Origin of the sequence: Candidatus Microbacterium colombiense (assembly GCA_029203165.1) — a bacterium.
Taxonomy (GTDB): Bacteria; Actinomycetota; Actinomycetes; order Actinomycetales; family Microbacteriaceae; genus Microbacterium; species Microbacterium colombiense.
In genome coordinates this window covers 18,633-31,173 of sequence record CP119308.1, presented here as the reverse complement: position 1 = coordinate 31,173, position 12,541 = coordinate 18,633, and the positions used below count along the sequence as shown (strand labels likewise).

Below are 12,541 nucleotides of genomic sequence, written 5' to 3'. Positions count from 1 at the left end.
CATGACCGAGACCACGCTGCAGGTCGACTTCGATCTCGCCACCGCGAAGCAGGAGATCCTCGACTACTGCCTGCGATCGATGGAGTACGGCCTCAACTTCAACACGCAGGGCAACATCAGCATCCGCGTGCCCGGCGTCGAGGACCGATTCCTGATCACCCCGACCGACCTCGAGTACGACAAGATGACGGCCGACGACATCGTGCTGGTCAACGGCGACAGTGAGCTGATCGACGGGCGCCTCGGACCGTCCAGCGAGGTCACGGTGCACATGGCCGTGTACAAGCGCCGCCCCGACGTCAACGCGATCGTGCACTCCGAGCCCGTCTACTCCAACGTGTGGGGCGTCGTGGGATCGCCGATCCTGGGCACGCTGGTCAACATGGTGATCTACACCAAGGGCGACGTGCCGATCATGCCGTTCGAGCTCAGCAACAACACCGAGTTCGGCGAGCACATGTGCGACGCGATGGGCGACCTGAACGCCGTCGTCTGGGCGAACCACGGCCTGCTCACGGTCGGTCCGAATCTGCGCGACGCCTTCAAGACGAGCGTCGCCGTGGAGTCCGCTGCGAAGGTGCAGGCGTACGCCCGTGCCCTCACCGACACCCCGATCGTGCTCGACTACGACACGCTCGGCATCACCGAGTCGCTCTGAGGTCGGCCATGGCACTTCAGACACTGCGGGCCGCGCTCGCCGATGCGGAAGCCGGCGGATACGCCGTCGGCGCGTTCAACGTCTCGAGCATCGACCAGGCCATCGCGGTGCTGGATGCGGCCGAGGCGGAGAGATCGCCCGTGATCGTGCAGTCGATCGCCGGGATGTCGGCCTACGACGACGAGTCGCGCTGGTGGACGAGACTCCGCGGCATCGTCGAGGAGTACACCGATGTCCCGACCGTGCTGCATCTCGACCACGGGCGCACCTACGGCGACTGCGTGCGAGCGATCGACCACGGCTTCACGAGCGTCATGATCGACGCGAGCCGGGCGACCGACACCGACGAACCCGCGTCGTTCGATGACAACGTGGCCCTGACCCGTCGCGTCGTCGACACCGCGACCCCGGCCGGCGTGAGCGTCGAGGGAGAACTGGGCACGATCGGCGGGGCCGAGGCCGGAGTCAGCGGCATCCTCGAGGAGATCGTGTTCGCCGACCCCGATCAGGCGGTCGCGTTCGTCGGCCAGACCGGGGTCGACGCTCTCGCGGTGGCGGTCGGCACGAGCCACGGTTCGGTCAAGTTCACGGATGCCGCGGGCGGACAGCGCCTGCGCCTCGAACTCATCGCCGAGATCAAGAGTCGCCTGCCCGAGACGTTCCTGGTGCTGCACGGGTCGTCGTCCGTGCCGGCGGAGGCTGTGACCGTGATCAACGCGCATGGGGGAGAGGTGCGCCCGTCGTACGGCATCTCGCCCGAGCAGAAGTCGCACGGCGTCGCCGCCGGCATCCGCAAGATCAATCAGGGCACCGATTCGCACCTGGCGTGGAGTGCGGCGCTGCGGCGATTCCTGCAGGAGAACCCGGCCGTGGTCGAGCCCAGTGAGCAGCTGCGCCCGGCGATCGGCGGATTCCGCGACATGGTCGCGCTGCGCATGCACGAGTTCGGTTCGGCAGGGCGCGCGTGAGCCGTCGCCCGCTCTGATCCCGGTCAGGCGAGCTCGATCGTCAGACCGGCCTCTCGAAGCGCCTCCAGCTCGGCTGGGGGCGCTTCGATGCCTGTCACGAGGGTGTCGATGCGATCGAGCGGCGCGACCTGGATCATCTGGCTCTTGCCGATCTTGGAGCTGTCGGCGAGCACGATCCGTCGCGCGGCCGAGTCCAGGTAGCGCCGCTTCATCGTGACCTCGGGCAGGCTCGAGTTCGTGAAGCCGGTGACCGAGACGCCGTTGCATCCGATGAAGCACAGGTCGCTGTGCACCGATCCGAGGAACATGTCGCCGAGCGGATCGATCAGCGACCGCTGCTTGTAGCTCACGGTGCCCCCGGTGACCACGACCGTGATGTGGTGGGGCTCGGACACCCCGAGCTCGAGCGCGATCGTGAGCGAGTTCGTGAACACCACGACGCCGCGCAGATCCTCGCGCGCCCGCAGTGCGCGCGCGAGCGCGAGCGTGGTCGTGCCGGCATCGAGCAGGATCGCCATCTCGCTCTCGACGAGGGCCGCCGCCGCATTGCCGATGCGCCGCTTCTCGGTGACCGCGCGGGTGAGAGCGCGCTCGTAGTCGGGGGAATGCGCGGTCGACTTGATGCCCGACATCGCCCCGCCGTGCACGCGCTGGATGATGTTCTCCTCGGCGAGCAGATCGAGGTCGCTGCGCACCGTGACCTCGGAGACGCTGAGCGCACGGCTCAGCTCCTGCACGCGCGCGAACCCCTGGCGCTCGATGATCGAGACGATCTGCTCACGCCGCACCGCGGCGGGGACCGTCTGCGACCACTCTGGCATCCCCTCAGCGTAGTCCCGCGGTGGGTCAGTGCTCGGGATCCGCGCTCGGCAGATCCTCCGCTCGTCGGCCCCTTCCCCGGGCTCGCGCGACGGCGCCGTCCACGAACAGGCTCCCCGCCCAGATCGCGGCGACGAGTCCCGGGACGAGCGCGGTGAGGCGACCGGCCACGAGTCCGGCGACCGCGAATCCGACAAGGGCCAGGACCCCGACGAGGGACGCGACCAGCCACACGCGCGGATGGCGGTGACGGAACCCCACCACCGGAGGGTTGAAGGGATCGGGCATGCCGCCCATCCCGTCGCGGAACTGTTGTCGCACGGTGCGAGGGCGGATCACCTCCGGTTCGTCGTCGGGAGCCAGATCGTCTTCACTCAGCTCGAGGCACGTCGGGTCGAGGGCGAGGGTCTCGAACAGCTCCGCGAGGATGTTCGCGTGCGCCTCACGGCGGAACAATGCCCGCAGGCGGCTGGCCGCGACAGCGTCGAGGCGGAAGCGCGCGATCCAGGCGTCGGCATCACCGTTCGGCGGAATCACCTCCTCCAGCCATGCATGCACGAGAGCGCCGTCGATCGATTGACCGGGCTTGCTCGGGTCCACCCGCACCCACGGTCGCTGCCAGGTCACGAGATGCGCGCGGTTCCGGCGTGCGACGAACGAGGCGGCATGCTCCTGCCCGCGGCGCCACACCGCGATTCCGTCGGTCATCGCCCACAGCCCGAGTTCGAGAGCGCGGTCCCGGTCCGCATCGAGGTGCGGACGTAGCGCCCTCCCGCGCTCGCCGGCATCGACCGCGTCGAAGCTCATGTCGAAGTGTGCACCGACCAACGCGATCACGCCGGTGTCCTCCCGCGTGGTCCAGGCGATGGCGTCGAGCGGGGCCGTGGGCACCACGCCGGTCTCGGCGTCATCGGCGTCATCGGCGTCGTCGAACTCGTCGCCCATTTCGTCGTCGAACTCGGGAAGCGGTTCGTCGAGGTCGACCGGATCCACGTCGAACACGTCGCTGCCGACAGGCTCGCCATCGAGGCTCACCCCGTAGCCGAATCGCTCCGTCAATGCCGACACGACCGCCTCGATCGGGACTCGGTCCCAGGTGAGGGTGGGCGCGTACTCGTCGGGGACGGACAGAAGTGACGTGAGGCCGTCATACGGAATCAACGCGAGCGTGCCCGTGTCGAGCAGGGTGCGGTGCTGCACCGCCGCAGGAATGCGGAGGTGCAGGAGGAATCCGGCGAGCTCGTCCGTCTGGTCCGCGTCGGACGGGGGAAGCCGGAGCGTGAGCCACAGGACCCCGGGCGATGCGCGCATCCGCACATCGTATCGTCGCGATCCGGTCTCTCCACGCGCCGGCGGTGCCTCGGAGATCTGCGCTCTCTCGGATGCTTTCGGCCTCTTGCATCCGCAATCGTGCAGATCTCCGATCCAGGGCGGGAGGGGGTCGCCGGAACCGTCCCGAGTTCGTCCATCGAGTTTCAGGAATCAATTTTAGGTTACGTAACCATTTTCGCTTGACTCCGCTCAAACAGGAGGGTTACGGTAGCGAAATCGGTTTCACGAATCCCGTCGGAGAGATCGACTGCATCGTCGCAAAGAACTTGCTGCCCAAAGGAGTGAACAGTGAAGTTGAACCACGCACACCCGTCCCGCCGTGCACGCGCGCTGCGGATCACCGGCATCGCCGCCGTGGCCGCCATCGCGCTCGCCGGGTGCTCGGCATCCGGAGACGCGGGCGCCGGGGGAGACGCCGGCGGAGAACTCACGTTCTCGAACTGGCAGTTCCTCGAAGACGGCAAGGGCCCGATCATCTGGGATGCCGTCAAGGACTACACCGGCCCCAACGACAACATCGAGCTCACCAAGGTCGAGATCCCCTTCGCCAACTACGCCGACAAGCTCAGCACCGAGCTCGGCGCGGGCGGCGGGCCCGACGTGATGGTGCTGCAGGACAGCCAGTTCGCCTCGCTGGTGGATGCCGGAGTTCTGGAGCCGCTCGACGACATCGCCGACGAACTCGGCGACTCGCTCAACAACACCAACGAGGCGGGCTTCTTCCAGGACGGCCAGTACGGCTTCAACTGGGAGCGCCCGACCTACAACACGGTCATCTACAACAAGGACGTCTTCGCCGAGCTCGGCCTCGAGGTGCCGACCACGTTCGATGAGTTCCTCACCACGGCCGAGACGATCAAGAGCGAGCTCGGGATCGCCGGCTTCGCGGGCCGTCACCAGACCGCAGAGATCGACGGCTGGACGCTCGAGATGGCGAACTGGATCTACGGATTCGGCGGCGAGCTCAGCGACGGCAAGAAGCTGACCATCGACAAGGCCGAGAACGTCGAGGCCGTCGAGGCCTTCCTCGAGACGTTCGAGTCGGGTGTCGCGCCGATCGGCGATGACGCCTCCACCTTCCGCGCCAAGTTCGGTCAGGGGCAGGTCGGGATGATGTTCGAGAACTCGGGCGTCGCGACCACGATCACCAGCAACCCGGACAACGTCGTGAACGGCGAGAACATGGGCGCGGCCCCGCTTCCGCTCGCGAACGCCGGGTCGAACTCGCAGCTCATCATCGCCGTCAACGCGAACAGCAAGAACAAGGAAGCGGCGAAGGACTTCGTCCGCTGGGTGCTGGGCGAGGAAGGACAGACCGCGATCCGCGCCGGTCTCGGAGCCTCCGCCATGGCCACCGACGTCGAGCCCGACGCCGACTTCCTGGCGAAGAACCCGTGGGCCACGCAGTTCCTCGAGGCCGCCAAGACCTCGAAGTCGACGCTGGTCGAAGGCTTCGAGACCGAGAGCAAGCCGATCTGGCGCGAGGTGCTGACCGCGGTCGAGGATCTGCGGGTCAACGGCGGCGATGTGAAGAGCAAGCTCGCCGACGTGCAGAAGACGCTCGAAGCCGAACTCGGCTGACACCCCGAGGGGCGGGAACCCCCGTCCCGCCCCTCGACTCCCCGTACCTGAAAGGACCTGAGCATGGCCACCAGCACTCTCGAGGCGCCGCGATCGACGCCTCGCGCTGCGCCACCGAAGAAGCCGCGAGGCAGTGGAGCGGTCTCACGCTTCATCGAGCGCAACGGCGCCTACCTCTTCCTCTTCCCCGCGATCGTGTACCTCGCGATCTTCACCGTCTTCCCGCTCATTCGCGGACTCCTGCTCTCGTTCACCGCGACCAAGCTCGTGAACCCGGCCGGTGGCCGACCGGTCGGTGTCGAGAACTACGAATACCTGCTCTCGAGCGACAAGTTCTGGACCTCGGTCGCCACGACCCTGCTCTACACGCTGTTCACCGTGGTCTTCTCGGTGAGCATCGGCACCGCGGGCGCCCTGCTGCTGAACACCGCGTTCAAGGGGCGCGGCATCATCCGCGCGATCGCCACGATCCCGTGGGCCGTGCCGACCGTGGCCGCCGCCCTGATCTTCGTCTGGATCTACAACAACGAGCAGGGCATCCTCAACCGCACCACCTCCGCGCTCGGCATGGGCCAGCACGGCTGGTTGGTGGATCCGCAGTACGGACTGTTCGCCGTGACGCTCGCCACCGTGTGGAAGCTCACCCCGCTCGTGATGCTCGTCATGCTGAGCGCCCTGCAGAGCGTGCCGCAGGAGCTGCGCGAGGCGACCTGGGTCGACGGCGCCACGCGGTTCCAGTCCTTCCTCGCGGTCACCCTGCCGCACCTGATGCCCACCGTGCGCGTGATCACCCTGCTCATGACCATCTGGTCGATCCGCCGCTTCGAGATCATCTTCCTCATCACCGGCGGTGGTCCGCTGGATGTGACCAACACGCTCGTCGTCAACGTGTATCGCACCGCCTTCCAGGATCAGAACCTGGGTCGCGCGGCCGCGATCGGCGCCCTCGGGCTCGTGCTGTCGCTGTTGGTCACGGTCGTCTACTTCATCGTCGAGCAGATCCAGGAACGTCAGGAGAGCCAGCGATGACCACGGAACGCATCACCATCGATCTCCCGCGTCGCCGCGGGATCGCCGCCAGGGTCGGCAGCCTCGGCAAGGCCGCACTGATCACGCTGCTGGTCGTGTTCGCCGGCTTCCCCGTGTACTGGATGCTGTCGACCTCGCTCGGCACCGAGTCGTCGCTGTACGGCGGCAGCCAGCCGCTGGTCCCGGAGCTCCAGAACATCGGGCAGTGGGGCGGGTTCCTCGCCGACATCCCGATCTTCCGCTGGCTCGGTAACTCGTTCGTGATCGCGGCGGGCACCACGATCCTGAGCCTGGTGCTCGCGACCATGGCCGCGTACGCGCTCAGCCGCTACCGGTTCCACGGTCGCGGTGTCGCCGGATTCATCTTCTTCAGCACGCAGATGCTGCCCGAGGCGCTCATCATCGTGCCGCTGTACGCGATCTTCGCCGGCGCCGGGTTGCTGAACAGCCACTGGGGTCTCGTGCTCGCCGACACCGCGTTCGTGATGCCGGTCGCGATGTTCATCATCAAGAGCGGTATCGACAAGATCCCCTACGAGATCGAGGAGTCGGCCCGCATCGACGGATGCTCTCGCCTGCGCATCCTCACCACGATCGTGCTGCCGCTCATCATGCCGAGCATCGCGGCCGCCGCCGTCATCGCGTTCTTCGACGGCTGGAACGAGTTCATGTTCGCGAACACGTTCATCTCGTCGTCGGATCTGTGGCCGGCATCCGTGGGGCTGTCGTCGTTCCTCGGCCAGTTCTACACGCCCATGAACGTCGTGATGTTCTGTGCGCTGCTGTTCGCCCTCCCCGCGATCATCTTCTTCCTGTGGGCGCAGCGGGGCATCGTCTCCGGCCTCACCGCAGGATCCGTCAAGGGCTGACCGCCCTGCAATCTGGAGTATCCCCACACATGTCTGAAGTACTCGATCCGCTGTTCTCCGTGCGCGACAAGGTGGTCGTCGTGACCGGCGGCTTCGGCCAGATCGGCGCGGAGTTCGTCCGCTCGCTGCACGCACGCGGCGCACGCGTGGCCATCACCTCCCGCAGCGAGGTGGCCGACCCGGCCGCGCGGCTGGGGCTGGACGACCCTGAGGGCCGGCTGCTCGCGGTCGCGATGGACATCACCGACCAGGCGAGTGTGGATGCCGGCTTCGATCAGGTCATCGCGACCTGGGGCGTACCGACCGTGGTCGTGAACAACGCCGGGCTCGACACGCAGCCCAGCGCGCCGCCCGAGGTCTCCGGCCCCTTCGAGGAGTTCCCTGTCGAGGTGTTCCGCGAGGTCGTCGACACCAACCTCGTCGGCACCTTCCTCGTCACGCAGGCCGCGGGACGGCGGATGCGGGACGCCGGGGTCGGGGGATCGATCGTGAACGTGGGCTCGATCTACGGCATGGTCTCGCCGGTGCAGGACATCTACGCGTACAAAGCCGAGGACACCGGCATCCCGTTCATCAAGCCGGTCGCGTACTCCGCGGCCAAGTCGGGTCTGTACAACCTCACCCGGTACTGCGCCACCTACTGGGGGCGCGCCGGCATCCGCGTCAACACGCTCACTCCCTCCGGCGTGCGCCGTGACACGCAGGACGCGAAGTTCCAGGCGAACTACATCGAGCGCATGCCGATCGGCCGAATGGCGGAGGCCGACGAGTACAACGGCGCGCTGGTGTTCCTCGCCTCCGACGCCTCGGCGTACATGACCGGGTCGAACGTGGTCGTCGACGGAGGGTGGACCGCATGGTGAACTCCACGGGTTCCGTCCTCGGCGAGCGGCTGTTCACCGCTGCGGTCACCCCGATGCACGCAGACGAGAGCGTCGACCACACCGCGCTCTCCGCCATGCTCGACGGCGACATCCGCCGCGGAGTCGAAGGGCTCTACGTGTGCGGGTCATCGGGCGAGGGCGTGCTGCTCTCCGAGGCCGAGCGCATCGCCGTCGCCGAGACCGCGGTGGCGGCATCTGCCGGGCGCGTGCCCGTGGTCGCTCACGTCGGGGCCATGTCGACGGGCGAGGCGATCCGCATCGCCGCGGCGGCGAAGGACGCAGGAGTCGGCGCGATCTCGATGATCCCGCCGCTGTACTACGGCTACTCGACGCCCGACGTGGTGCGGCACTTCCGCGCCGTGATCGACGCGGTCGACCTGCCGTTCGTGCTCTACAACATCCCGCAGTTCACCGGGCGCGACATCTCCGAGGGCGGCTTCGACGAGCTGCTCGCGCTGCCGCAGGTCGTGGGCGTCAAGCACACCTCGCGCAACCTCTACGGGGCCGAACGCATCATCCGCCGCTACCCCGAGGTCACACTCGTGAACGGCTTCGACGAGTTCTATCTGCCGGCGCTGTCGATCGGCGCGCGCGGGGCGATCGGCACGACGGTGAGCCTGCAGATCGAGCTGTTCCTCTCGCTGCGGCGTCGATTCGCCGCCGGTGACCTCGACGGGGCGCGTGCGGTGCAGGTGCGCATCAACGACACGGTCGAGGGCATGGTCGAGGTGGGTGTCTTCGGTGCGGCCAAGTATCTCGGCGGACGCCTGTCCGTGCCGTTGGGAGACTGCCGCGCCCCACTGCCCGCGCTGGATGCCGACGGGTGCGCGCGCCTCGACGACGTGTTCGCCCGACTGCATGAGCACATCGCTGTGACGGCCGAGGAGGATGCTCGCGCCGCCTGATCCGGGGCCGATGCGGTGAAGCCCGGCGTGCTCGTCGCGCGGGAGGGCGAGCGCGTCAGTTGGCGTCGAGGTGCGACTCCCACGTCCAGACGGCGTCGGGCTGAGTGGAGACGCGGGCCGTGCTGGCCTGGATCTCACGGACGTACGCGGGCACGGAGATCGGGATCGGCGTGTCGAACACGGTCTGCGCGGTCAGCCGGGTGTCCAGGGATTCGAGGGCGCCCGCGACGGCGGCGAGCACCTCGGCGAGGAGTTCGAGCGCGTCGACGGTCGTCGTCGTGGTCATCGTCGTGATGCCGCTGCCGTGACCGATGAGGACGTCGGAATCACCCTCACCCGCCGCGCTCGAGATCTCCCAGCGCGCATCGGTGAGGCGGGTGTGCAGCGAGACGAGCACGCGCAGGCAGTCGGCGATGTCGCTCTGCGCCTCAGCGCGGAGGATGCCGTCGAGGTCGGTCCGTGAGAACACGTCGACGCGGCGCCACAGCGGCTGATTCGCCGGGGTCGGCGTGCCGGTCGACGCGATGATGCTGCCCAGAGCGTTCGTGATCTGCATCGCCGACGACGCCGCGGAGTTCTGTGCTCTCGACAGTCGTGCCTTGGCGTCGCCCAGTGAGGCGTGCGACTCCGGTTCCATGGCTCAAGCATGGCAGATCCGATGACCGCCACGGGCGTCTGAAATCGGTTACAGTGAGTGCCCATGACGACGATCTACGATGTCGCAGAACGTGCGGGCGTCTCGCCGGCGACGGTCTCGCGGGTGTTCAACGGCACCAGCGTCTCGGCCGAGAAGGTCGCCGCGGTGCGAAAAGCCGCTGCGGATCTGAACTTCACGCCGAACCGCACGGCGCGGTCACTGCGCACGCAGAGCTCCGAGGTCATCGCGCTCGTCATCCCCGACATCGAGAACCCCTACTTCACCGAGATGGCGCGCGGGGTGGAAGACGTCGCCTCCGAGGCCGGCTACTCGGTCGTGCTGTGCAACTCCGACTCGCAGACCGAGAAGGAGGCGACGTACCTGCAGATCGCGATCGCGGAACACATGTCGGGCGTGATCATCGCGACGGCGTCCGAGGCGACGAGTCTCGACAGCATCCTCTCCACCGGTCGGCCCGTCGTGGCGGTCGACCGCGCCACCCGCTATGACGTCGACGGCGTCGTGATCGCGAACCGCGCGGCGGGCATCGCGGCGACCGAGTCGCTGATCGACGCGGGGTATCGGCGCATCGCGTACATCGGTGGACCGGAAGACATCGACACCGCCGCCGACCGTGCTGCGGGGTGGCGGGCCGCGCTCGCCGCGGCCGAGACGCAGACCGACATCAGCCTGCTCCAGCGCTTTGCGACGTTCCGCGTCGACGGCGCGCGCACCGCGATGGAGGAGCTGCTCGACCTCCCGGAACCGCCCGACGCCGTCGTCGCCGGTAACAACCTCATCGGCGTCGGTGCGATCCAGGTGCTCACCGAGCGCGGGCTCACCCCGCCGCAGATCGGGGTCGCCGTCGTCGGCTCGCTCCCGTTCACCACGCTGTCGCCCACCGCGGTCACGATGGTGCGCCTGCCCGCGCGGCACATGGGTGTCACGGCGGCGCGGATGCTGCTCGAGCGCATCGGCGGAGACGCCCAGCCCGCCCGCACCGTGGTGCTGCGCGGCGAGGTGCAGCACGCCAGCGCCGTGCGCGGCTGAGCCGGGCGTGCTCCACAACTCCGGAGAATCTGCCTCGTAGAAGCCGTGGGGGTGCTGCAGCCCGGTTTCGGTGAAGAAGATCCGGAGTTGTGAATCGAGGGCCCCGGCGTCGCATCTGCACTTGCGGCATGAAATCGATTTCAGATATTCTGGCGACAGGTCAGCGCGATCAAGGAGGACGCCATGCGATGCACTCTCGGAGTGGATGTCGGCACGTCGAGCACCAAGGGCGTGCTCGTCACCGGCGACGGGGCGATCCTCGCCACGGCCACCCGTGCGCATGACGTCTCCCGCCCGCGCACCGGGTGGGTCGAGATGGATGCCGCGATCTGGTGGGACGAGTTCGTCTCGATCACCCGCGAACTGCTGAGCGCACATCCCGACGCCGAGGTGGCTGCGGTCGGTGTCAGCGGAATGGGGCCCTGCATCCTGCTCGCGGATGAAGACGACGAGCCCGTGCGACCGGCCATCCTGTACGGCGTCGACACCCGCGCCGGCGCGCAGATCGAGCGGATGACCGCCGAGCTCGGCGCCGCGGAGATCACGCGCGTCGGCGGCTCGACCCTGACCTCGCAGGCCGGCGGGCCGAAGATCGCCTGGGTCGCCGACGAGGAGCCGGATGCCTGGGCCCGAGCGCGTCGGCTGTTCATGCCCGCGTCGTGGCTCGCCCGTAAGCTCACCGGCGCCTACGTGCTCGATCATCAGTCGGCCAGCCAGGTCTCGCCGCTCTACGACATCGAGAACGAGCAGTGGCACCCCCCGTTCTGGGAGCGGTACGCCGCGTCGATCGAGCAGCCCGCGCTCGCCTGGGCCGGCGACGTCGCCGGTGTCGTGACCGCGGATGCTGCGGCGCTCACCGGACTCGCCATCGGAACCCCCGTGATCACCGGCACGATCGACGCCTGGACCGAGGCCGTGAGCGTCGGTGCGCACGAGGTCGGCGACCTCATGCTCATGTACGGCACGACGATGTTTCTCGTCGCCACCGGTGCGCAGACACTCCGCACTCCGTCGATGTGGACCACGGCTGGTGCGTTCCCCGGCACCCGCAACCTCGCGGGCGGGCTCTCGACCTCGGGCGCGCTGACCGCCTGGCTCAAGGACCTGACGGATGCCGACTACCCGCAGCTGCTCGCCGAAGCTGAGGCATCAGGTCCCGGCGCGCGCGGCCTGTTGATGCTGCCGTACTTCGCCGGGGAGCGGACGCCGATCCAGGATCCGGACGCGCGTGGTGTCATCGCCGGCCTCACGCTCGAGCACACTCGCGGTGACCTCTACCGGGCAGCGCTCGAGGCCACGGCCCTGGGCGTGCGGCACAACGTCGAGACCATGCGTGCGGCGGGCGCCGACATCCACCGCATCGTCGCGGTCGGCGGCGGAACCCAGGGGCAGCTCTGGCTCCAGGTCGTCTCCGACGTCACCGGTCTCGTGCAGGAAGTTCCGGCGACCACGATCGGCGCGAGCTACGGTGCCGCGTTCCTCGCCGCGGTCGCCACGGCCGACACCACCGCCACGGCCGACACCACCGACGAGGGGCCGCTCATCACCGACTGGAACCCGGTCGCGCAGACGATCACCCCGAACCCCGAACTGCGCGCGCAGTACGACACGCTCTTCGACCGGTACGTGCGCCTGTACACGGCGACGGCCGACGTGATCCACGAACTCGCCGCCGACCAGCGCGGCGCCACCCGCCCCACGACATCACCCACGACCTCATCCACCCCCGCATCGGAGGAATCATGACCTACACCCTGCCGACCCCGGCATCCCGCCCCGCATCCGCCCCGAAGACCGCCTACCTGATCG

12 protein-coding genes are annotated in these 12,541 nt (G+C 68.2%); 9 read left to right on the top strand and 3 right to left on the bottom strand.

Annotated features, from left to right (window positions below; genetic code table 11):
- Window position 1: 1 nt before the first annotated feature.
- Together P0Y60_00140 and P0Y60_00135 are read left to right on the top strand one after the other, a co-directional pair.
- The gene (locus P0Y60_00140) at window positions 2-658 is read left to right on the top strand and encodes a class II aldolase/adducin family protein (protein WEK61202.1); all 657 of its coding nucleotides are present in this window, start codon (window positions 2-4) and stop codon (window positions 656-658) included.
- Window positions 659-666: 8 nt separating this feature from the next.
- Window positions 667-1,626 carry a ketose-bisphosphate aldolase gene (locus P0Y60_00135; GenBank protein WEK61201.1) on the top strand — a complete coding sequence of 320 codons (960 nt, stop codon included), beginning with the start codon at window positions 667-669 and terminating at the stop codon, window positions 1,624-1,626.
- Window positions 1,627-1,649: 23 nt separating this feature from the next.
- Here P0Y60_00135 and P0Y60_00130 read toward each other — a convergent pair whose 3' ends face one another.
- Window positions 1,650-2,447, bottom strand: a complete 798-nt coding sequence (locus P0Y60_00130; GenBank protein ID WEK61200.1) for a DeoR/GlpR family DNA-binding transcription regulator — start codon at window positions 2,445-2,447, stop codon at window positions 1,650-1,652.
- Between the two features lie 25 nt (window positions 2,448-2,472).
- On the bottom strand, window positions 2,473-3,756 hold the full coding sequence (locus P0Y60_00125) for a hypothetical protein (protein ID WEK61199.1): 1,284 nt from the start codon (window positions 3,754-3,756) through the stop codon (window positions 2,473-2,475).
- 309 nt (window positions 3,757-4,065) lie between these two features.
- On the opposite strand from P0Y60_00125, the gene P0Y60_00120 reads away from it, so the two are divergent.
- The 5 genes from P0Y60_00120 to P0Y60_00100 all read left to right on the top strand — a co-directional run bounded on the left by P0Y60_00120 (window position 4,066) and on the right by P0Y60_00100 (window position 9,045).
- Window positions 4,066-5,358: a sugar ABC transporter substrate-binding protein gene (locus tag P0Y60_00120; GenBank protein WEK61198.1), complete on the top strand. Its 1,293-nt coding sequence runs from the start codon at window positions 4,066-4,068 to the stop codon at window positions 5,356-5,358.
- Window positions 5,359-5,421: 63 nt separating this feature from the next.
- Window positions 5,422-6,387 carry a sugar ABC transporter permease gene (locus tag P0Y60_00115; GenBank protein ID WEK61197.1) on the top strand — a complete coding sequence of 322 codons (966 nt, stop codon included), beginning with the start codon at window positions 5,422-5,424 and terminating at the stop codon, window positions 6,385-6,387.
- Window positions 6,384-7,256, top strand: coding sequence for a carbohydrate ABC transporter permease (locus P0Y60_00110; GenBank protein ID WEK61196.1), 873 nt, complete (start codon window positions 6,384-6,386; stop codon window positions 7,254-7,256). Before P0Y60_00115 ends, P0Y60_00110 begins: the two co-directional genes overlap by 4 nt.
- A 29-nt stretch (window positions 7,257-7,285) precedes the next feature.
- A complete protein-coding gene (locus P0Y60_00105) occupies window positions 7,286-8,119 on the top strand; it encodes an SDR family oxidoreductase (protein ID WEK61195.1) in 834 nt (277 codons plus the stop codon).
- Window positions 8,113-9,045: a dihydrodipicolinate synthase family protein gene (locus P0Y60_00100; protein ID WEK61194.1), complete on the top strand. Its 933-nt coding sequence runs from the start codon at window positions 8,113-8,115 to the stop codon at window positions 9,043-9,045. Before P0Y60_00105 ends, P0Y60_00100 begins: the two co-directional genes overlap by 7 nt.
- A gap of 55 nt (window positions 9,046-9,100) precedes the next feature.
- On the opposite strand, the gene P0Y60_00095 is transcribed toward P0Y60_00100, so the two are convergent.
- Window positions 9,101-9,682, bottom strand: coding sequence for a hypothetical protein (locus P0Y60_00095; GenBank protein WEK61193.1), 582 nt, complete (start codon window positions 9,680-9,682; stop codon window positions 9,101-9,103).
- Between the two features lie 63 nt (window positions 9,683-9,745).
- On the opposite strand from P0Y60_00095, the gene P0Y60_00090 reads away from it, so the two are divergent.
- Entirely contained in the window at window positions 9,746-10,732 is a 987-nt protein-coding gene (locus P0Y60_00090; GenBank protein ID WEK61192.1) for a LacI family DNA-binding transcriptional regulator, read from the top strand.
- A 183-nt stretch (window positions 10,733-10,915) separates the two neighbouring features.
- Window positions 10,916-12,478, top strand: a complete 1,563-nt coding sequence (locus P0Y60_00085) for an FGGY family carbohydrate kinase (GenBank protein ID WEK61191.1) — start codon at window positions 10,916-10,918, stop codon at window positions 12,476-12,478.
- The last annotated feature ends 63 nt before the right edge of the window (window positions 12,479-12,541 follow it).

Coding starts and splice junctions, on each gene's coding strand:
- P0Y60_00110 (WEK61196.1), top strand. CDS start 6,384: ATGACCACGGAACGCATCACCATCGATCTCCCGCGTCGCCGCGGGATC.
- P0Y60_00115 (WEK61197.1), top strand. CDS start 5,422: ATGGCCACCAGCACTCTCGAGGCGCCGCGATCGACGCCTCGCGCTGCG.
- P0Y60_00095 (WEK61193.1), bottom strand. CDS start 9,682: ATGGAACCGGAGTCGCACGCCTCACTGGGCGACGCCAAGGCACGACTG.
- P0Y60_00125 (WEK61199.1), bottom strand. CDS start 3,756: ATGCGCGCATCGCCCGGGGTCCTGTGGCTCACGCTCCGGCTTCCCCCG.
- P0Y60_00130 (WEK61200.1), bottom strand. CDS start 2,447: ATGCCAGAGTGGTCGCAGACGGTCCCCGCCGCGGTGCGGCGTGAGCAG.
- P0Y60_00085 (WEK61191.1), top strand. CDS start 10,916: ATGCGATGCACTCTCGGAGTGGATGTCGGCACGTCGAGCACCAAGGGC.
- P0Y60_00140 (WEK61202.1), top strand. CDS start 2: ATGACCGAGACCACGCTGCAGGTCGACTTCGATCTCGCCACCGCGAAG.
- P0Y60_00135 (WEK61201.1), top strand. CDS start 667: ATGGCACTTCAGACACTGCGGGCCGCGCTCGCCGATGCGGAAGCCGGC.
- P0Y60_00105 (WEK61195.1), top strand. CDS start 7,286: ATGTCTGAAGTACTCGATCCGCTGTTCTCCGTGCGCGACAAGGTGGTC.
- P0Y60_00090 (WEK61192.1), top strand. CDS start 9,746: ATGACGACGATCTACGATGTCGCAGAACGTGCGGGCGTCTCGCCGGCG.
- P0Y60_00100 (WEK61194.1), top strand. CDS start 8,113: ATGGTGAACTCCACGGGTTCCGTCCTCGGCGAGCGGCTGTTCACCGCT.